This window comes from Xylophilus sp. Leaf220 (assembly GCF_001421705.1).
Taxonomy (GTDB): domain Bacteria; phylum Pseudomonadota; class Gammaproteobacteria; order Burkholderiales; family Burkholderiaceae_C; genus Xylophilus.
In genome coordinates, this window is record NZ_LMKO01000007.1 from 1 (window position 1) to 21278 (window position 21278).

Annotated in this window: 13 protein-coding genes; 3 read left to right on the forward strand and 10 right to left on the reverse strand. The window is 66.7% G+C overall.

Annotated features, from left to right (window positions below; all coding sequences use genetic code 11):
- Positions 1-322: 322 nt before the first annotated feature.
- Positions 323-1090, forward strand: a complete 768-nt coding sequence (locus ASE76_RS07605) for a YdiY family protein (protein WP_055837210.1) — start codon at positions 323-325, stop codon at positions 1088-1090.
- Positions 1091-1098: 8 nt separating this feature from the next.
- Here ASE76_RS07605 and ASE76_RS07610 read toward each other — a convergent pair whose 3' ends face one another.
- Entirely contained in the window at positions 1099-7740 is a 6642-nt protein-coding gene (locus ASE76_RS07610; protein ID WP_055837213.1) for a DUF3320 domain-containing protein, read from the reverse strand.
- Positions 7741-8267: 527 nt separating this feature from the next.
- Complete coding sequence (gene pyk / locus ASE76_RS07615) at positions 8268-9710, reverse strand: pyruvate kinase (RefSeq protein WP_055837216.1); 1443 nt, start codon at positions 9708-9710, stop codon at positions 8268-8270.
- Between the two features lie 304 nt (positions 9711-10014).
- On the opposite strand from pyk, the gene ASE76_RS07620 reads away from it, so the two are divergent.
- Positions 10015-11202, forward strand: a complete 1188-nt coding sequence (locus ASE76_RS07620) for a fatty acid desaturase (protein ID WP_082448181.1) — start codon at positions 10015-10017, stop codon at positions 11200-11202.
- Positions 11203-11347: 145 nt separating this feature from the next.
- Here ASE76_RS07620 and ASE76_RS07625 read toward each other — a convergent pair whose 3' ends face one another.
- The 3 genes from ASE76_RS07625 to ASE76_RS07635 all read right to left on the reverse strand — a co-directional run bounded on the left by ASE76_RS07625 (position 11348) and on the right by ASE76_RS07635 (position 15010).
- On the reverse strand, positions 11348-12439 hold the full coding sequence (locus ASE76_RS07625; protein WP_055837217.1) for an ABC transporter substrate-binding protein: 1092 nt from the start codon (positions 12437-12439) through the stop codon (positions 11348-11350).
- Between the two features lie 128 nt (positions 12440-12567).
- The gene (locus ASE76_RS07630; RefSeq protein WP_156362584.1) at positions 12568-14193 is read right to left on the reverse strand and encodes a sensor histidine kinase; all 1626 of its coding nucleotides are present in this window, start codon (positions 14191-14193) and stop codon (positions 12568-12570) included.
- Positions 14183-15010, reverse strand: a complete 828-nt coding sequence (locus tag ASE76_RS07635; RefSeq protein WP_082448169.1) for a response regulator transcription factor — start codon at positions 15008-15010, stop codon at positions 14183-14185. The genes ASE76_RS07630 and ASE76_RS07635 overlap by 11 nt, the downstream gene beginning before the upstream one ends.
- 180 nt (positions 15011-15190) lie before the next feature.
- Between ASE76_RS07635 and ASE76_RS07640 the strand changes: the two genes are divergently transcribed.
- Positions 15191-16552: a CitMHS family transporter gene (locus tag ASE76_RS07640; protein ID WP_055837220.1), complete on the forward strand. Its 1362-nt coding sequence runs from the start codon at positions 15191-15193 to the stop codon at positions 16550-16552.
- A 61-nt stretch (positions 16553-16613) separates the two neighbouring features.
- Here the strand turns inward: ASE76_RS07640 and ASE76_RS07645 are convergent, their stop codons facing one another.
- The 5 genes from ASE76_RS07645 to ASE76_RS07665 all read right to left on the reverse strand — a co-directional run bounded on the left by ASE76_RS07645 (position 16614) and on the right by ASE76_RS07665 (position 21218).
- Positions 16614-17936: a type II toxin-antitoxin system HipA family toxin gene (locus ASE76_RS07645; protein ID WP_055837223.1), complete on the reverse strand. Its 1323-nt coding sequence runs from the start codon at positions 17934-17936 to the stop codon at positions 16614-16616.
- Positions 17933-18235, reverse strand: coding sequence for a helix-turn-helix domain-containing protein (locus tag ASE76_RS07650; RefSeq protein WP_055837226.1), 303 nt, complete (start codon positions 18233-18235; stop codon positions 17933-17935). Before ASE76_RS07650 ends, ASE76_RS07645 begins: the two co-directional genes overlap by 4 nt.
- 94 nt (positions 18236-18329) lie before the next feature.
- Complete coding sequence (locus ASE76_RS07655) at positions 18330-19316, reverse strand: tripartite tricarboxylate transporter substrate binding protein (RefSeq protein WP_082448171.1); 987 nt, start codon at positions 19314-19316, stop codon at positions 18330-18332.
- Between the two features lie 255 nt (positions 19317-19571).
- The gene (locus tag ASE76_RS07660; protein ID WP_055837229.1) at positions 19572-20765 is read right to left on the reverse strand and encodes a phosphoglycerate kinase; all 1194 of its coding nucleotides are present in this window, start codon (positions 20763-20765) and stop codon (positions 19572-19574) included.
- 123 nt (positions 20766-20888) lie between these two features.
- A complete protein-coding gene (locus ASE76_RS07665; protein ID WP_055837232.1) occupies positions 20889-21218 on the reverse strand; it encodes an AzlD domain-containing protein in 330 nt (109 codons plus the stop codon).
- Positions 21219-21278 lie beyond the last annotated feature (60 nt).

The following is a 21278-nucleotide window of genomic DNA, read 5'->3' on the forward strand; positions in this document are numbered from 1 at the left end:
TTGCAAGAAAACAGGTACTGGCAAAACCATATCTTGCAAATCCCGCGCCCATCAACCCGAAGAACTACGAACCAGATCAACGGCTTGCGGGTTGTTCAGGGCGGACTCATGAGCGGTTCATCGGCTGAGGGAAAATGGTGCCTGTCCGCACCACGACCGCGAGGGCCGGTGCAGCACTGTAGGCAGGACGCCGCCGCGCGGTGTTATCACCTTGATACAACTGGCACATCTGCCGGGGGGAACCCGGGGCCTGTTGCAGTGCACCATGAGAGAGCCGGGTGTTGCGCGTCTGCGGACCCGAGAAACGAGGAAGGAGTCCGATTTGAAGTTCCGCGCCATCACGCTGGCCGCCTGCGCCGCGGCCACCGCCTGCCTGCCCGCCGTCACCCGGGCACAGGTCACGCTGAAACCCGACGGCGAGTGGCGCTACCTCTTCAGCGCCGGCGGCAACGCCACCAAGGGCAACAGCGACACCACCGCGATCAACGCCAGCGGCGAGGCGGCCCGGGTCACCGAACACGACAAGCTCATCGCCCGCGGCCAGCTCAACTACGGCCAGGCCAACGGCAGCAAATCGGCCCAGCGCTACTCGCTCGGCACGCAGTACAACCGCGATATCTCGCGCAACAGCTTCAGCTTCGGCGCGGTCGACCTGATCCGCGACCGGCCTTCCAACATCGGCCACCGGTATTCGCTGGCGGGCGGCGTCGGCCGCCACATGCTGCGTGGCGACGAGAACAACTTGGACATCTCGCTCGGCCTGGGCTACACCCAGGACAAGTACGTCACGCCCACAGAAGTGCTGGACAAGGTGCGCTCCGAATACGGCCGTACCGAGCTTGTCATGGCCGAGGAATCGAGCCACCGGCTCACCGACACCACCCGCGTCCGCCAGAAGGTCACCGTCTACCCCAACCTGACCGACCGCGGCGCCTACCGCGGCGCGCTGGAAACCGGCATCTCGGTGGCGATGACCCCCACCCTCAACCTGACCGCCGGCCTGAACTACCGCTACGACAGCGACCCCGGCGTCGGCATCAAGCGCGGCGACGCTTCGTTCGTCACCGGCGTATCCCTGCGCTTCGACTAAATAAACCGCTACTTTTGCGGCGATGCAGACTTGGCTTTGCGGAGCAGTTCCGCCTCGGTAATAGCTTTAAGAACACGCTCCCGAGAGGCTGTCCTCAAACGCCCCAAGCCAAGCTCATCCGCCATCGCCGTAATCGCAGCATCCCCAGAAAAATCTATCAGCACGCGGTTGGCGAGTTGCACCAATTCAGGCATACATATTTCGTCAACCGGCCTAACTTCGCTTCCAGGAGAGCGGAATAGGGAATGTGTTTCTGACCCAGCAGCCTCAGGCCAAAAATAAAGCACATCTTCCTCTTCTGTCACTTCAAATGACTGCTTTGCCAGAAGCATCACACGATCGTGGATCCGCGCACCAGTCCGCTGCCACCCATGAGCGCGGGCGATTCGACGTGACAAAACGGCATCCTGAACAGGCCCCTCGGTCTTCACGATGTGCTGGACCATCTTGTTTAGCGTCTCGTCATATCCGCGATCGAAAAAGTTATCGGCGTTGATCGAGACAACGGCTTCGGCTAGATCAGCAAGCATGTATTGAATTTTCAGCCTAGGCTCGTACACCTCGCCCACCTGATTTCGTGCGTACAAAGCTGCAGGCACTGCAGGCTCATTTGCCGACTCCTCGACCATTTGCGCACATGACTGCTGGCCAGAAACATCATCCGCCGGAATCGGAAGTGCCGCCGACTGCGCTTTCTCAATCGCGTCCTGCGCAGAATCACGTACTTCCTGCTGCATTATTTCCTCCGCCCGCAGCGCGCGGCTATCGGCGAGCAGCTCGTTCAGTTGCCGATCGACCCGGTCAAGCGTCCCGACCTTATCGACCCACCAATCGGTCGACCAGATCCGGACGATTTCCCAACCCAATCCCCTAAGCACCTGTTCGCGCAGCATGTCCCGATCGCGGGCAGTAGCCGATCGGTGGTAGGTGGCGCCGTCACATTCGACGCCGCTCAAATACGTGCCTCTGGCATCGGGGTGAACCACAGCCAGATCGACTCGGAAAGATGAAGCGCCGATCTGTGTGTGAACTTCCCAGCCTTTGCTCGCGAGCGCAGATGCCACGGCCTCTTCCAATGGACTTTCAAAGCCGCCAAGGCTTCCCTTGGTCGCCTCAGCCAGGGTTTTGGTGCCTCGTTCGGCGAACTCCAGGAAATGCTTTAGGTCCTTCACACCACGTGCCTGGGTGCGTGCCAGGTCCATCTTCTCAGCACGCAGGCTGGAAAACACGCGTAGTTCCTGCCGTGCGCGCGTAATGGCGACGTTCAACCGTCGCTCTCCTCCGTCCCGGTTCATAGGGCCGAAATTCATCGACACGGCCCCCGTCAGGTCGGGGCCGTAGGTAATAGAGAAGTACATGATGTCGCGCTCGTCGCCCTGGACACTCTCCAGGTTCTTGACGAACAGCGGTTCCAACGCCGACTCCGCGAAGTGAGGCTCGATCAAGGGATCCTTGCGTCGCGCTTCGTCCAGCAGATCCTCGATCAGGGCCTGCTGTTCGGAATTGAATGTCACCACACCGATCGTCAAACCGGAAGCCTGAAAACCCGGTTCCTTGAGCTTGCGCACGATGTCGCCGACTACGGCCATGGCCTCAGGTTTGTTGGTCCGGGCACCGCCTTTTTCATAGGTGCCATCAACGTAGTGGAAGCTGACTGCCCGATCTTCCGTCACAGGCGAGGGAAAGGTCACCAGCGACCCGCCGTAATAGCGGTGGTTGGAAAACGCGATCAGGCTTTCGTGGCGGCTACGGTAATGCCAGGACAGATTCATGGTCGGCAGGTTGGCTCCCATGCACTCGTCCAGAATGCTTTCGAGATCTCCTTCGAGTTCATCGTCCTCGTTGGCAGCCTCTGCTCGGTCGAAGAAGCTGGTCGGCGGCAATTGCTTCGGATCGCCGACCATCACGACCTGCTTGCCGCGAGCGATGGCACCGATGGCGTCCCACACCGGAATCTGCGATGCCTCGTCGAACACCACCACGTCAAACGCGTTGGCATCCGCACTCAGGTACTGCGCAATCGACAAAGGACTCATCAGCAAACAAGGCGTGAGTTTGGTCAGCGCCGTGGGCAGGCTGGACATCAAGGTCCGCAGCGGGAGGTGCTTGGATTTCTTGGTCATCTCGTGACGAAGTACGCCCCATTCGGAATTGCGCGTCACTTCGTCCTGCTGCGGCAAATCGGCACAGAGGGATGCCCGTATCCAAGCACGTGTCAGTTCAACATGCCGTGCATCCAGCGCCCTGAAATCGCGGATGCGCTTCTCATGTTCGGCCGCAACGAAGGTCCGGATGACGGGTTCGTCATCGACCACGAGATTCAGCCACCAGCGGCTGTAGTTAGTCTCGAAGGCATTGCGCAGTTGGCCATGCGGCACGGCGCCGTTCTCGACACCGGCCACCATGCCGGAAAGCCCCAATTGGATCGCCTGATCCCTGACCTTGCGCCAGGCGCACCAGGCATTGAGCCGCGCTTCCGACCGCACGATACCTTCGCAGTGCGCGATGAGGGCGGGTAGCGCAAGCGTGCTGATCTTGGTCTTGGAAGCTTCGGAAAATGCAGCGACAGAACCGAGGTAGTCAACGACCGGCTGCAGTTCCGCCTGCGCGGCGAGGTACTGCGCGGCATTCAGCGCAAGCGTGCCGGACGGATCCAGCAATGCCACGTTGACGCCCAGCAATTGCTCTAGGGCATTGGCCACTGCCGGCAGTTCTTCCGGCTTCTCCGAAAGGCCTGTCATGGACTTGGTGAGCGCTGACTGGAACGCTATCGCTTTCTCGACCTGCACTACTGCGGTATCGAGATCACTCCAGAGCCCGTTGGTTAGCGGTGTCAGATCAGTTAGATAAGCAAGACCTTTTTCAACCTCGACACGCCGACGAATCCGCTGGACGTCTTCATAAAATGCCAAACCACATTCGCCTGTCGAAACCTGTGGATGATCTCCTGGCAAGGGGCCCTTCACGCGTACTTGGTCCAACGCATCCACGAAAGAAAGCGCCGCTTCGAGCCCATCCACCCGGGTCGACCGACCTGCCCAAAGCTGGTGAGTCGGGCCGGTCAGGTTCTCCAGTGAGTCAAGCTCTTCCTCGAGGCCTTTCAGCGCCCGCAGTGTCTTGAGCTCTCCAGCCAGCCGGTCTCCACAGCGCCCATTCGCCACGGGCTCGAGATCCCTGTCATCCCACGGCGCGCTGTTCTTCCCGCAGGCCAAGGCGCGCTGCAGCCTGATCGCCGCGTCTGCGAACTCTGGCCGGGTTTTCAAACCGGACCAAATGCCTTCGACCGCCGCGCCGATCTCAACCGCCTCGACCTGTGTCCTCAACTCTCTGATGCGAGTCCACAACAGCAAGTCGGCAGGCACATCGGGTTCGCCAACCCCGCTGACGCAGGCTTCCACCACCTGTCTGATTTTCTTTTTTCCCAGGTGCGAGAGAGGCCAGACTGCCTTTTCCGCTTTGGCATATTCCCGCTGCAACAGTGACACGTTGAGTTGCTCTATTCCCTCGCCGTACTTCACCGAAAGGCGGGCATTGGTCGCAGCGATTTCGGCCAACAGACCGAGTCCAGTTTCCAGCTCACCGATGATGTCGTCGCCCCAAGGATTGCCCAAACCGTTCAGCAGATCCCTACGGTGCTGCAGCAGCAGCAGTCCCCGCCGGCAGGACGACATGACCGAGGCGGGCCAGGACGGCGACAAGGCAGCGGTCAAGCTCCGATGTTGCTCCAATAGGTCGACACCACGTCGAAGCCTGGCCACGGTGGCCGAGGCATCGTTTCTGGCAGTGAATCTCCAGTCGTGCCCCACTGCATCGGGCAGCAGTAATGCAAGAGAGCGCAAAGCCTTGCGGCTGCGTTGTGTAGATGCCAAGGGTGGAAGGCCGCATGCCACCGCGAATTCGTCGAACGCTGCCAACACTCGCTCGGCAACCGGCACAGCTGCCCGAGCGGCTTCCCCCAAGCTGTGCTGAATACGGGGAGACCATTCGGTGTGCCCGACGTCCGCAAGTGCGCTTTTGAGCAAGTTGTCGTAGCCGAGCGCCTTGGCATTGACGTCTAGACGTTCGACCACTTCATTCATGCGCGCAATGGTCGACACATCATGGGCATGTGCCACATCCCACGAAAGGCCGAGATGCGGAACAAGGTCACCATCGACCACACGTCCAATGGCTTCATAGATGGTCATGCCATTGGCGAAACGAAAATGAAGCCGCTCAACATAGACATTCAACTCGTCACGTAGCGCTTTCAGGCGCTGCGCTTCTGCCCGCCATTGATCCTTGTCAATTTGGCCCGTGGACTCCCAGGAGGTCTTGAGCTGGGCGAGCACATCCAGTTTTCGCGCCTTGCTCGAGTGAAGTTCGAGGCAGAACTCTCCCAGCTTTACCTCCCGCAAGCGGCGGAAAACCACGTCCAACGCTGCGATCTTTTCGGAGACAAACAGGACGCGTTTTCCCTCGGCCAAGCACTGTGCAATGAGGTTCGAAATGGTCTGGCTCTTGCCGGTGCCGGGCGGGCCGATGAGCACGAAGTCCTTGCCGCGCACAGCCGCCATGACGGCAGATAACTGGGAAGAGTCGGCAGGCAGAGGGCAAAAGGTCTGCTCCGGGCCAAACTCGCGATCCAGGTTCTTGGGATGGGGAAACGGAATGCCAGCGGGGTAGCTGTCCCGGGGCGAATCGATCAGATGCCGAACGACCGCGTTCTCGCGAAGTTGGTCGGTGCGTTCGGTCAAATCCTTCCACATCAGGTACTTGCCGAACGAGAACATCGCCAGCACGACCTCCTCGGACACTTCCCAGCCCTTGATGTCCTTGATGGCGTGCGAGACGGTTTTCCAGAGAGTCTGGATGTCGAGCCCCCGTTCGTCCTTGGGCAACTCGCCTTCCGCGATCCCCAGGCTCAGGTTGAAGTCCTGCCTGAGCATTTCGATCAGGGTGGGGTTGAACCGCGGCTCATCGTCATGCAGGGACAGGGTGAAGCCGGACCTTGCGTTCTTTCTGCCCAGGGTGACAGGCACCAGAATCAGCGGCGCGCGGTACTTCTGGCCTTCGCGATCGTCCCTGGTCCAGGACAGGAACCCCAGCGCGATGTAGAGCGTATTCGAGCCGCTTTCTTCCAAGGTCGTACGCGCCGTACGGTAGAGCTCGACCAGCCTGGCCTCCAGCTCGTCCTTGGCCACGCCCACGAAGACTTCCCTGCGCTTCAAAGCATCGAGTGCATGAATTCGACGAACGTTTTCACGCTCCCGGCTTTCGTGGATGGCTTGGCTGCGCGGATCCGCCCCATCCATCAAGTCAGGTCGCGGGAGTACCTTTAGGTTCTGGCCTTCCGACAGCACATCTTCGAGCAGGCTAGGGTCCGGCGCCTCCAGCTTCAAGGCTTTCTTGCTGCCTTTGAAATTCAGGAGGTTGTTGCGCAGCGAAAGATCCAGCAGCTTCCGCTGCCACCTGGCAAGGCGGTCCTTGGGGTTGAGAGCCGCAGCATGGACCTCGCTGCTTGCCTCCTCTTCAGGAAGTTCTGGAGCTTCAGCAAAAACAGGCTCAGCAATCACATGCGGCGCGGCCGCGGCACTCGGCGCGATCGCTTCGGCATTAGCTAAAGGCTTGATGCGTTGCATCCGTGCGCGACGAACATCGACCAACAGCTCGAAAGTTTCTTCAACAGGTTCACCGATCTGCTCGATGCCTCTTTCGGTGGCATAGGTAAAACTGGGAGCAGGCCGGTGCGTGATGATGGTGGTTTCGAAGAGCACCATCTCCTTCAATTTCACTCGCTTGCGGACCGCGGTCACGTCGTCCACGACAACGGTGGTGAACTGCTCCGCCTTCAACCAAAGACCGACGAAGGCATGGCCTTTGGTAAACACGAGCACCGGGTTGAGCCCAGCCTGCTCCAAGGCCGAGCAAAACATCAGAGCCAGGTCCAGGCAAGTCGCCAGACCGGATTCGAGGATATGGCTGGTGCCACGAACCTTTTGGCCTGCGTGTTCGAAGCTTGCCGGTGGAAGTGCGTAGTCAAGGCCCAGAGAAGCGACGGCACTCCAGATTGCAGATGCCAACTCCCAGGCTCGCTTGTTGCCGCCCGCATAGCCATCCAGCGCAGGGTTCTTGTCGTTCTTTCGCAGGACCTCGGCCGCTTGCTTCAGTAGCCGGTCCACGGATGGATCGTTCGGTTGTACGAAGGCCGCAACAAGGTCGGGCAAATGAGAGAGTCCGCCCCACTGGTTGCGAGGCAACAGCTCGACCTGGTGGTCAAACGAGGCAATGGTCTGCGTCGAATCCGCCCGGGACCGCAGCGTAAAGGTCACCGTCGCTTTTTCCGCCTCGGTCAGGCGTGTCAGCAAGGGGCCATCCAATTGGATGTCCAAGTCAGAAATGCGGCAGCTTTCGCGAGCGCCAATGGCTTCGACCCGCCATACCTTCGGCTTCAAGAAAGCGGGCGTGGACTCGATCCGAAGGTCCAGCGCTTTCAGCGCGACCTCGGTGTCATTGACAATATTCAGTTTTCGCAGCATGGGCACTGCGTTCTGGAAGTCCGCCAGATTGAGCTTTGCCATGATGCTGGCTTCAAGACTTACGACCCGCGGTGGCGCCTCTGCCGGTTCAATACTATCGCTGGAAATTTCGGGCGTTTCGCGGTCTGTCATTTAACGCTTTCGTCGGTCTTGATCGATGCCACGGACACAAACATGTAGGCGTGAGTGAGCAGCCTCGGATGCCCAAACCCAGCGGTATGAAATTTGCATTCTCGATTTATTCTTTCATAGATGAGACAAGATGTTCCCTAGGGAAGGTCTGCATGAATCCAAACGCTCGGTGGTTGGCATCTACGCCGAGTACTGGCACGACAGCGGTGTAAAACAACCAAGCCTCGTTTTGGGAACCTCTACCAAGCGAACGCGCAAATTTGAATTCATCGGCGAGATGGAGCGCGTGGCTCTGTGGTCAGACCCGGTTTTGTTAGTTGATCCATACCTGCCGGACGACCAGCCAACCAGGGCCAAAGCTGATTTGTGCAGGTCTTCCTTAATAAGATGCCAGCTTGCCAAGGCCGCCATCTTGCCCCGTCCAGCCCCCGCCAGGCCAGGGTTCCCCTGGACTCGGCGGAGCCTCCCCCCTCAGGGGGTGGCGAATTACACGCAGCGGCAGCGGAGTGAAAAGCCGGGGGCCTCAGCTACCCCGCCCGGCACACCTTCAGCATGTTCGTGCCGCCGGGCGCGCCCATCGGCTCGCCGCAGGTGATCGCGTACACGTCGCCCTGCTGGACGATGCCGCGGGTCTTCAGGTGCATCTCGGCCTCGGCCAGCGCGGTGTCGCGGTCGGTGCTGCTGTCCATCAGCAGCGGGCGCACGTTGCGGTAGATCGCCATCTTGCGCTGGGTGGCGACGCGGGGCGTCAGCGCGTAGATCGGCACGTGGATCCGGTGGCGGCTCATCCACAGGGCGGTGGAGCCGCTGTCGGTCAGCGCGACGATGGCCTTGGCGCCGAGGTGGTGCGCGGTGAAGAGCGCGCCCATCGCGATCGACTGGTCGATGCGGCCGAAGGTCTGGCCGGTGAAGTCGGCATCGAGCTCCACGTCTTCGGCCGCCTCGGCGGCCGAGCAGATGGCGGCCATCTCGACGATGGTCTCCAGCGGGTAGCGGCCGGCCGCCGTCTCGGCCGAGAGCATCACCGCGTCGGTTCCGTCCAGCACCGCGTTGGCCACGTCGCTCACCTCGGCGCGCGTCGGCACCGGGTTGGTGATCATGCTCTCCATCATCTGGGTGGCGGTGATCACGAACTTGTCCTGCTCGCGGGCCATCTTGATCATGCGTTTCTGCAGCGCCGGCACCGCGGCGTTGCCCACCTCGACCGCCAGGTCGCCGCGGGCCACCATGATGCCGTCGCTGACCTTGAGGATCTCCTCCAGCTTGGGGATCGCCTCGGCCCGCTCGATCTTGGCGATCAGGCCCGGGCGGTGGCGGTATTCGGCGCCGGCCACGTAGCAGAGCTGGCGGGCCATCTCCATGTCGGTCGCGTTCTTCGGGAAACTCACCGCCACGTAGTCGGCCTGGAAGGCCATCGCGGTGCGGATGTCGTCCATGTCCTTGGCGGTGAGGGCCGGCGCGGTCAGGCCGCCGCCCTGCTTGTTGATGCCCTTGTTGTTGGACAGCTCGCCGCCGATCTTGACGCTGGTGTGCACCTGCTCGCCCAGCACCCGCTCGACCTTCAGCACGATCAGGCCGTCGTTGAGCAGCAGCACGTCGCCGGGCTTCACGTCGCGCGGCAGTTCCTTGTAATCCAGGCCCACGCCGGCGATGTCGCCCAGCTCGGTGCGGGACGCGTCCAGCACGAAGGGCGCGCCCTGCTCCAGCAGCACCCGGCCTTCGGCGAACTTGCCGACGCGGATCTTCGGGCCCTGCAGGTCGGCCATGATCGCCACCTCGCGGCCGGCACGCTGGGCGGCCTCGCGCACCAGGCGGGCCCGGTCGATGTGGTCCTGCGCCAGGCCGTGGCTGAAGTTGAGCCGCACCACGTTGACGCCGGCCCGGATCATCCGCTCCAGCATGTCGGGCGCGCTGGACGCGGGGCCGAGGGTGGCGACGATCTTGGTGGCGCGGCGCTGGCGTTCGGACATGGAGTCTCCTGGCTTTTTCGTTGGGGCACGGTGCGTGCGGTTCGCCGAAGATTCTCACACGCCGCCCCGACCCCGCCGGTAACCCCGCCGAAACTCCGGGCCGCCGCGCCTGTGGTGCGCCGTCCACGCGATTGACCTTGGTCACGGGTCTGCCTTGGGCCGTCGGCTACCATCCCGGTCGCACGGACGGACGCACGGCCGCCCGTCTCTCCGGACCCACGCGGCGCCCCCGGCGCCCGCCAGGCATCCCCAGCAACCCTGCCGCCTTGTGCCTCCCGCCATGAGTTCCACCTCCGAACGCGCCATGCCGACGCCCCTGCCCTCCCCGCTGCACACCGGCTTCGTCGCCGATGCACCCGCCCCGGCCGCGCCCCCCGCCGCCGCGGTCGCCGCCGACACCGGCACCGTGGTGCTGCCCTCGCCTCTGGCCGCCGACGCGCCGCTGCCGCACCGCAAGACGATCCGCTCGTGGCTGATCCCGCTGTGCCAGCGCTCCACCCTGCGCGCCGTCGCGCTGCTGGTGCTGGACTACGCGCTGTTCGGCGCCGCGCTGTACGGCGCCGTCACCTTCGAGCCGCTGTGGGCGATGCTGCTCTGCGGCCTGGCGGCCGGCTTCGTCATCGGCCGCCTCTTCATCATCGGCCACGACGGCTGCCACCAGAGCCTGACCTCGCACCGGGGCCTGAACCGCTGGATCGGCCGCATCGCGTTCCTGCCTTCGCTCACGCCCTACAGCCTCTGGGACATGGGCCACAACGTGGTCCACCACGGCTTCACCAACCTGAAGGGCGTCGACTTCGTCTGGGCGCCGCTGACGCAGGACGAGTACCAGAAACTCTCGCCGGCCCGCCGCTTCATGGAGCGCCTCTACCGCAGCGGCTGGGCGCCGGGCCTCTACTACATGGTCGAGATCTGGTGGAACAAGATGTTCTTCCCCGACCGCAAGGCCGCGACGCACCGCCCGATCTTCACCAAGGACTGCCTGCTGGTCTCGGGCTTCGCCCTGGCCTGGATCGGCGGCCTGGTCGCCACCGCGTTCGGCACCGACCAGTCGGTGCTGCGGCTGCTGCTGACCGGCTTCGTGGTGCCGGTGATGTTCTGGTTCGCGATGATCGGCTTCGTGGTCTATGTGCACCACACCCACGTCAAGGTCTCGTGGCACGACGAGCGCGCGGCCTGGGCCAAGGCCCAGCCCTTCGTCTCGACCACGGTGCACCTGACCTTCCCGCTGCAGGTCGGCGCGCTGATGCACCACATCATGGAGCACACCGCCCACCACGTGGACATGAGCATCCCGCTCTACAAGCTGAAGGAAGCGCAGAAGCTGCTGGAGCAGCTTCTGCCCGGCCGCATCGTGATCCAGCGCTTCTCGTGGAAGTGGTACTTCCAGACGGCACGCGCCTGCAAGCTGTACGACTTCACCCGCCAGTGCTGGACCGATTTCCGCGGCCGCGCGACCAGCACTCCGCGTACCCTGCCGACCGCGGCCTGAGCCACCGGTTGACCTTAGAAAGAGCCCGCTCGTGCAGCGGGCTTTTTTACGCCTGCGCCGCAGCCGGCCCGACAAGCGGAATTCGAAAGAAAAAGGGCGATAGCCGGCACTGCATGCCGACCACCAGCTATTAATTTAATAGCAACTAGCGGGCCGGCGCGGAGGGCTGCACCACCGCGCCGCCGGCCGCGCTCCACGCTTCCAGGAACCGCGCCCGCTTGCGCTGGTCCTGGTAGACCAGCAGGCCGGGCCCGAGCGGTATCGGCCGCAGCGCGCCGGTGGGATGGGCCGCCCGTTCCACGTCGGTCCGGATCGGCAGGATGCGCGATTCTCGGGCCAGCACCGTCTGGCCGCGCGGCGACAGCAGGTAGTCCAGGAAGCGCCGCGCCTCGGCCGGATGCGGCGCGGTGCGCGGGACGAGCGCGGTGCGGGCGATCACCAATGTGTAGTCGCGCGGCAGCACCATGCCGACCGGCGCGCCGGCCGCGATGCGGCCCTGCACGTAGGAGCCGGGCACGTTGTAGGCCAGCGCCAGCGTGCCGGCGGCGATCCGGTCGAGCAGGGCCGACGCGTGCTCGGCCCGCACCGCCCGGTTGTCGGCCAGGGCGGCCAGCAGCGCACCGGCGTTGCCGTCGATCCGCGCGTCCTGGGTGGCGGCCAGGTAGCCGATGCCGCTGGCCTGCAGGTCGTAGGTGCCGATGCGGCCCTCGAGCGGCCGCGCCGGGTCGCGCAGCAGGTCGAGCAACTGGCGGTGGGTGGCCGGCGCGCTGGCGGCGGTGAAGCGCCGGGTGTCGTAGGCGATGACCATCGGCTCGTAGCTGAAGCCGAACACCTCGTCGCGCCAGCGTGCCCAGGCCGGCAGCGCGGCCGTCGCGTCGGACCTATGGGGCTGCGCATGGCCGTCGTTGGCCAGCCGCGCCTGCAGGTCCATGCTGCTGCTGACCAGCAGGTCGGCCGTGCCCACCGGCGACGGCGCGTGCGGCGGCCGGCCGGCGGCGGCCTCCTGGTAGAGCGCCTGGGTGGAGAACTCCTCGTAGCGGATCGCCACCTCGGGGTGCAGCCGCTGGTAGTCGCGCAGCACCGGGGCGAAGACCGGCAGGTCGGTCGATCCCGCCACGAGGAGCGCGGGTGCGGTGGCGCCGCCTGCCGCGGGCCGCAGGGCGGGCAGCAGGACCACGCTGCCCTCCAGCGGCTCGCGCGCAGGGGTGACCGGCGACGTGGCCCGGGCGCCGGGCACTGCGCCCGCCGTGGCAAGGCCTGCGAGAAAGGCGCGCCGGGTCGGCGAACCGGCCGCAGCCGGTGCCGGCTCTGCCCGCATGGCGCGGCCCGTGGGGTCGCCGCTGCACGTCGGGTGCGCCGCCCGGCTCATGCGCCCTCCCCACCCGCCGCCGGCAGCTGCATCCGCACCACCAGCCCGCCACCTTCGCGCGGCTCCAGTGCCAGCCGGCCGCCATGGCGCTCCACCACCCGGTGCACGATGGCCATGCCCAGGCCGGCGCCGCCGGGGCCCGCGTCGCGGCCACGGGCGAAGCGCTCGAACAGCGTGGGCATCTCGTCGGCGGCGATGCCCGGTCCGCGGTCGGCGACGGACAGGGCCCAGCCCCCGCCGGGCGCCGGCGCCAGGGTGACGTCGATCTCGGCTACGAGTGCCGATGCGCCGTCGTGCAGGTCCACGGCTTCTGCGGTTCGCGGGGTGGCCGCAGACATCGCTTCCACCGCCGCTGCTTCGCCGACGCTGCCGCCCTCGCCGACATCGGCGCGCCCCGCCGCCCCGCGCTGCACCCCGTGCTTGAGCGCGTTGTCCAGCAGATTCTTTATCGCCTCGCGCAGCATCAGCGCGTCGCCCCGCATCGGCGCGGCCTGCAGGTCGCAGTGCAGCCGCACCACCGGCTGCGGGTCGGCGCGCGGCACCGCGTCGCGCAGCGCCTCGCGCACGGTGCGCAGCAGGTCGACCGGCTCGAAGCGGCGCAGCGTGTCGCGGTGGGCGACGGTGGCGTCCGACAGCAGCTGATTCAGCAGCCGGGTGAGCCGCTCGGCGTTGCGCTCGATGGCGACCAGGCTGCGGCGCTGCTCGGCGGCATCGGGCTCGTCGACCGCCATCTGGGCCTGGGCGCGCAGCGCGGCGAGCGGGGTGCGCATCTGGTGCGCCGCGTCGGCGATGAAGACGCGCAGGGCGTCCAGGTTGTCGGCCAGCCGGCCCATGAAGCGGTTGAGCGCGCCGACGGCCTGCGCCATCTCGGCGGGCACCGGGGTGGCGATCGGCTGCAGGTCGGAGGCGGCGCGGCCGGCGATCTCGTGCTCCAGCCGGGCGACCGGCGCCAGCGCGCGGCGCACGCCCCACCAGCACAGCAGCAGCGCTGTCGCGGTCAGCAGCGCGATCGCGGCGGTGGCGACGCGTGCGGTGTCGGTGGCCGCCGCGTCGCGGGCCCGACGGGTCTGGCCCACCTGCAGCCAGGCGCGCCCCTGGTCCGCGGCCCCGGCGGCCCAGCGACCGGCCAGGGCGAAACGCACCGTCTCGCCGCGGTAGGGCGCGTCGAAGAAGACCGGCGTCGCATCCTGCGCGGCCGGGCCGTCGGCGGCCCGGCGCTCGGCCTCGCGGCGCTGGGCGGCGGGCGGCGCGGGCAGGTCGTCGTAGCCGGTGACCAGGGCACCGGCCGGCGTGCGCAGGCTGTAGAAGACGCGGTCGTCCGGCGCCATCGCCAGCAGGTCGAGCGCGGCGTACGGCAGGTCCAGGTCCCACTGCGCGCCGTCGAAGCCGACCGCGTCGCCCATCGCCAGCACCGAAGCGGTCAAGAGCCGGTCGAACGACTGGTCGGCCGCGCGCCGGCCCCAGGCCTGGGCCGCGACCGACAGCACCACCATCGCGGCCAGGAACAGCGCGCCCAGCGTGCCGAGCAGCCGGCGGCGAACCGAGCCGTGGGTGACGGCGGCAGTGGCCGGCCGTGCGGGCGCGGCGGCCGGCACTGCGCCGCGCCGCGCTTCAATCGCCATCGCCGCCGGCACCACCGTCGCCGTCGCCGTCGCCGTCGCCGTGCCCGTGCCCTGGGCCGCCGCCCTCCGCGTCGCCGAAGCCCGCGTCCGCCGCATCGACCGATCTACCGCCACCGTCGCCGCCCCGGTCGGTCCTGTCGCGTTCGCCGGCCGCCGACGGCTCGGCGATGTAGCCCACGCTGCGCACCGTGGTGATCCGCAGCGCGCCCTCGCCCAGCTTGCGGCGCAGGCGGCCCACGTACACGTCGATCGCGTTGGGCCCGGCCTCGTCGTCGAAGCCGAAGAGCTTGGCGGCGATCTCCTCGCGGGTGACGGCCCGGCCCAGGCGGCCGACCAGGATCTCCAGCAGGCTGAACTCGCGGTTGGGCAGGTCGATGCGCTGGCCGAACAGCGTGGCCCGGCGCGCGGCGCTGTCGATCGCCAGCGGGCCGATCTGCAGCACCGCCTCGGCCTGGCCCTGGGGCCGGCGCAGCAGCGCGCGGCAGCGGGCCTCGAACTCGCGGAAATCGAAGGGCTTGCCCAGGTAGTCGTCGGCGCCGCCGTCGAGCGCGGCCACCCGGTCCTCGATGTCGGCGCGGGCGGTCAGCATCAGCACCGGCGTCTTGTCGCCGCGGCCGCGCATCCGCGCCAGGATCTCGGTGCCGTCCATCCGCGGCAGGCCGATGTCGAGCACCACCAGGTCGAAGGCGTGGTGCTCCAGCAGGCCGTCGGCGGCCTGGCCGTCGGATTGCCAGTCGGCCGCATGGCCCATACGGCGCAGGCAGCGCAGCACCGCGTCGGCCAGGTCGGGCGTGTCCTCCACCAGCAGGATGCGCATCAGCCGGCCGCTCCCGCACCGGCCGCGCGCGGCCCTACGCAGTTTTGCGCATAGGGTTTGTCCCCATGCCCGGTGACATGGTGACGACAGGCTGCTTTCCTAAGCTCGCGGCTCACCGCCGGGGCAGATGCGCGCCCGGCCCGCTTCCGAGGAGACACACCCCATGCAAGGACTGACGACATGCTGACGATTCTGGGCTTCGGCATGGTGATCACATTCATGTACCTGATCATGACCAAGCGGCTCTCGCCGCTGGTCGCGCTGACGCTGGTGCCGATCGGCTTCGCATTGATCGGGGGCTTCCACGCCGGCCTGGGGCCGATGATGCTCGACGGCATCAAGAAGATCGCGCCCACCGGCATTCTGCTGATGTTCGCGATGCTCTACTTCGGCGTGATGATCGACGCCGGCCTGTTCGACCCGATCGTCGACCGCATCCTGCGCCTGGTGAAGGGCGACCCGCTGCGGATCGTGATCGGCACCGCGGTGCTGGCCCTGGTCATCTCGCTGGACGGCGACGGATCGACCACCTACATGATCACCGTGGCCTCGATGCTGCCGCTCTACAAGCGGCTGAAGATGAACCCGCTCAACCTCACCTGCGTGGCCCTGATCGCCAGCGGCCTGATGAACCTGACGCCCTGGGGCGGCCCCACGGCGCGCGCGGCCAGCGCGCTGCACCTGGACGTGGGCGATGTCTTCATCCCGATGGTCGGCCCGATGCTGGTCGCCGTCTGCAGCCTGGTCGGCGTGGCCTTCTGGCTGGGCATGAAGGAGCGCCGCCGCCTGGGCTTCTCGCTGCTGACCGGCCGCACCGCCGGCGGCCGCATGCCGTCCCAGGTGCTGCCGGCCCTGGTCGAGGACGAGGAGGACCGCCGCATGCCGCCCGACGAGACCGGCGAGGAGGACGTGCGCCGCCCCAGGCTGCGCTGGGTCAACGCCCTGCTCACCGCCGTGCTGATGGTGTGCCTGGTGGTCGGCGTGCTGCCGCTGCCGGTGCTGTTCATGATCGCCTTCGCCCTGGCCCTGGTGATCAACTACCCCGACCTGGCCGAGCAGCGCCGCCGCATGGCCAACCACGCCGGCAACGTGCTGGCGGTGGTGTCGCTGATCTTCGCGGCCGGCATCTTCACCGGCATCCTGTCGGGCACCGGCATGGTCGAGGCGATGTCGCGCAGCCTGCTGGCGGTGATCCCGCCGGCGCTGGGCCCCTACTTCGCGCCGATCACCGCGCTGGTCAGCATGCCCTTCACCTTCTTCATGTCGAACGACGCCTTCTACTTCGGCGTGCTGCCCATCCTCACCGAGGCCGCCGGCCAGTACGGCGTGACCCCGGTCGAGATGGCCCGCGCCTCCCTGATCGGCCAGCCGGTGCACCTGCTGAGCCCGCTGGTGCCCTCGACCTACCTGCTGGTCGGCCTGGCCGGCGTGGACTTTGCCGACCACCAGCGCTTCACGCTGAAGTGGGCGGCGCTGGTGTCGCTGGTGCTGATGGCGGCGTGCCTGGCGTTCGCGATCTTTCCGGTGGTGGGGACGCGGTAAGAAAACGAAGGTCGGCCGAGACGGGAAACCGTCCTGAGAAGGTCGGCGACAGAGGCGGCGCTCAGCGCCGCCCCAGCAAGGGCGAGCGGCCGATTTTCTCGGGCTTCTCGGGGCTGAAGGGCTTCGGATCGGAAAAGCTGGCCGCCGCGATCGACGCATCCAGCGACGGCAGGCTCCATGCCTTCTGCAGGCGCAGACTGTTCATCCCTTCGTTCCAGGCGTGCAGCATGCGTTTGCCCGTCTCGTGGAACGCGGGGTAGCGCTGCGTGGCCGCGACTACCTGGGGAGTGACCTGGACGATGGCCTCGCAGATGCGTTCGACGCATATCCGCGTCTGCGCCGGCATCACGTTGCACCGCGTTTGTAGAAACCTCTCCAGCGCCTTGCCGGGCATCCAGCTGCTGCGCCCCTCCACCGGCATGCCGGGTGGATTCTTCGCGTAGTCGTCGTAGACCGTGATGGTCAGCATGTCGTAGACGGGTGCCAGCGCGATGTGGTCACGGTCGCTGTAGAGCAGGGCGATGTTCTTGGTGTGGCAATCTGCATTGCGCAGCGCGTAGGTCAGCAGCAGCAGATCGGCCAGGTGCGAGAGCGCCGCGTTCTGCTGCCCGGCCTGCGGCGTCACGTCCTTGATGCGCCCGACGACGCGCTCCCAGGTCGATTCGTACTTCTGCTCCGGCCGCAGTGCCAGCAGGCTGCACAGGTCCTCCATGCCCTTGCGCGTCGTGCCGTCCGCCTCGAAATCGAAGCGGTGCACCACCAGGGCCTGGCCATCGTCGGAGACCTCGGTGGTTGCCGTCGGAAACCCGGCCTGGCGCGAAACCTCCATGCACAGATGCTCGTTGAGGGCCACGCCTGGCAGCCGGGCGGTCGTGCCCTTGACGATGTAGCGCTCGGTGGCCAGGGTGCCCTTGCCGTGTACGCCGAGCGCGTTCGGCGAGAGGAACTTCGGTACGACCCCCGACACGCCCGACGCCGCGTGACGGCGCACCAGGTCGACGAACGCCTCTTCCGAGTTGTCGCCCCGCAGGACGCCTTGGAGGTCGAACGGCACCGGCGGCTGCGTCGGGTCTGCCCCCGGCGTCGCCACCTTGACCCGTCCGATGGCGTTGCGCCCGACGACGGAGAGCAGGCTCAGCGGCGATGCACCGACGTGCGGCCCCACCTGCTCCTGCAGGACGGAGAGCAGGAAGCCCTCCGGCAGGTTCATCCGGAACAAGGGGTGCAGTTCCGGATAGACATAGGACTCGGTGCGCACCGGCATGAGCAAGGAGGCGAACCGCTCCGCCGGGACGTCCGGGTGGTAGCTCATCACATGCCGGAAACCATCGGTCGATTCCAGCGTGGCGACCGGCCGGTCGTGGACGTAGACGTGCAGCTTCATCGACGGCCGCGCCCGGGAACCTCGGCATTGCGCGGTTCCCGGGCTTGCCGCTGCCGTTCCGCCAGGGCGTCGTCCAGGGTGAAGGCGCCACCGCTCCTGGGCACGAACGACAACTCGTGGCCCAAGGCCCCCAGCAAACGAAGCAGCTTGCGCGAACCGAATTCCGCGACACCTCCGGTCTCGAAGCGCGCGAGGGTGGACTGGCCGAGGCCGCACAGCGTCGCGAGCTGCTGCTGTGTCATCCCGCGCGCTTGCCGGAGCTGCGCCACCGCCCTGCCAAGGGAATAAAGATCTTCCATATGCTGTATTTGCTATTCAATCGACCTTTTTCGATCTCACCGCACTGAATGAAGTGCGATTTCGAGCTTACCAATATAGCAAATAAAGCATTTTTCAATCCAACTTGATATTCCCCGCCTGGATCACCTTCTTCCACTTCACCGTCTCGCTCGCGATGAAGCGCCCGAAATCCTCGGGCGTGCCGCCACCCGCCTGGCTGCCGGTATCGGCGATCGCCTTGGCCACCTCCGGGTCGCGCAGGATGCGGTTGAACTCGGCGTTCAACCGGTCGACGATGGGGCGCGGGGTGCCGGCGGGGGCGACGATGCCTTGCCAGTTGTACGACTCGAAGCCCTTGACGCCGGATTCGTCCAGCGTCGGCACGTCGGGCAGGATGGCCAGGCGCTGCCTGGAGGTGACGGCCAGCGGGTGGATCTTGCCCGCCTGGATCGCGGGCATGGCGGCGTAGCCCATCTCGAACATCATCGACAGGTGGCCGGCCATCAGGTCGGCACCCGCAGGCGCGCCGCCCTTGTAGGGGACGTGGACCAGCTGGGTGCCGGTCTGCTCGCGGAACATCTCGCCCGAGAGGTGGTGGGCGCCGCCGACGCCCGACGAGCCGAAGCTCAGCTGGCCCGACTTTTCCTTGGCCAGCGCGATCAGCTCGCGCACGTTCTTCACCGGCAGTTCGCGGCTCACGCTCAGGATCAGCGGGCTGTTCTCGATCAGCACGATCGGCGCCAGGTCCTTGGCCGCGTCGTAGGGCATCTTGGCCATCAGGCTGGGGTTGACGGCCAGCGGCGCCAGGTTGCCCGCGCCCAGGGTGTAGCCGTCGGGCGCGGCCTTGGCGACGTAGGCGGTGCCCAGCACGCCGCCGGCACCGGCGCGGTTGTCGACCACCACCGGCTTGCCGAGCGCCTCCGACAGCTTGCGGCCGACCAGGCGGATGCGGGTGTCGGCGAAACCGCCGGCGGCGTAGGGCACGACGATGGTGATCGGCTTCTCGGGCCAGGCGGCGTGGGCGGGCAGCAGGGTGCCCAGGCCGATGGCGAGCATGGTGGCGGCCAGGAGGCGGCGGCGGTGCAGGAATGGAATGGACATGGCAGGACTCCGGCTCGGCGTTGTGTTGCGTTGCGCCGAAGTCTAGAAGCTCTGCCGGGGCCGTCGGCACCGCGGCCGGTCCCGATTCACTAGGGAAAACACCTGCCGGCCGGCCTGCGGCGCCGGCCACCTGCTATCGATTCAGGAGTGGCGCGCGCCGGCCCGGCCAACCGGCGCACCATCGGCGAGACTGCACACGAAAAGCAGCCGCAGCCGGTGCGGTCCGCCGACCATCAGCTACCATTTCGATAGCAATCAGCCCGCCGCCCGCTTCTGCAGGATCTCGAACGCCGGCAGGGTCTTGCCTTCCAGGATCTCCAGGAATGCGCCGCCGCCGGTCGAGATGTAGCCGACGTCCTTCTCGATGCCGTACTGCGCGATGGCGGCCAGGGTGTCGCCGCCGCCGGCGATGCTGAAGGCCTCGCTGTCGGCGATGGCGCGGGCGATGGTCTCGGTGCCGTGGGAGAAGGCGGGGAACTCGAACACGCCGACCGGGCCGTTCCAGACGATGGTGCCGGCGGCCTTGAGTTGCGCGGCCAGCTGGGCGGCGGTGTCGGGGCCGATGTCGAGGATCAGGTCGTCCTCGGCCACGTCCTGGGCCTGCTTGACGGACGCTTCGGCGTCGGCCTTGAAGGCCTTGGCGGTGACCACGTCGGTGGGGATCGGCACGGCGGCGCCGCGGGCGCGCATGGCCTCGATCACCGCCCGGGCCTCGTCGACGAGGTCGGGCTCGGCGAGCGACTTGCCGATCGGCAGGCCGGCGGCCAGCATGAAGGTGTTGGCGATGCCGCCGCCGACGATCAACTGGTCCACCTTGGCCGAGAGCGCCTTCAGGATGGTGAGCTTGGTCGAGACCTTGGAGCCGGCGACGATCGCGACCAGCGGCCGCTTCGGCGCTGCCAGAGCCTGGGTGATCGCGTCGATCTCGGCGGCCAGCAGCGGGCCGGCGCAGGCGACGGCGGCGTATTCGGCGATGCCGTAGGTGGTGCCCTCGGCGCGGTGGGCGGTGCCGAAGGCGTCGTTGACGTAGATGTCGCAGAGCGCGGCCATCTTCCTGGCGAGTGCCGGGTCGTTCTTCTTCTCGCCCTTGTTGACGCGGCAGTTCTCCAGCAGCACCACGCTGCCCGGCGCGACCTGCACGCCGTCGACCCAGTCCTGCACCAGCGGCACCTCGCGGCCCAGCAGCTCCGACAGGCGCGCGGCGACCGGCGCCAGCGAGTCGGCGGGCTGGAAGGCGCCTTCGGTCGGGCGGCCCAGGTGCGAGGTGACCATGACCGCGGCGCCGGCCTTCAGCGCCATCTCGATGCAGGGCACCGAGGCGCGGATGCGGGTGTCTTCGGTGATGCGGCCGTCGTCGTCCTGCGGCACGTTGAGGTCGGCGCGGATGAACACGCGTTGGCCGGAAGCCTTGCCCTGGGCGACGAGATCGGAGAAGCGGAGGACGTTCATGGGTGCACTCGAGGAAGAAGAGAAAGGGAGGAAGGGGCGGAGGGAGGAAGGGAGGAAAGGCGCGAAAAGTGCGGGCGATTGTAGGGAGGCCCCGCGGCGCGCCCGTCAGCGGCCGTATCCGCCCTACCAGCCCAGGCCGACGTGCAGCGGCAGGTACACCGCCATGCCGACCGCGATGGTGCCGAGGATGCTGCGCCGCCAGAAATAGAAGGCCACCGCGGCCAGCGTGGCCGGCAGCCGCGCGTCGGCCAGGGTGGTGAGGAAGGCGCCGTCGCGCATCACCAGCTCGGGCGCCAGCACCGCCGCCAGCGCGGCCAGCGGCGCGTAGCGCAGGCCGCGGCGCAGCCAGTCGGGCAGCGGCAGCTCGCGGTCGGGCAGCAGGAAGAAGCAGCGGGTCAGCACGGTGATCGCGGCCAGGCCGACGATGGCGATGCAGGTCTCCCAGGCGGTCATCGGGCAAGCTCCGTGCCGCGCACTGCGGTGCGAGCTTGCTTGAAGCGGTTCGGCGCTGCG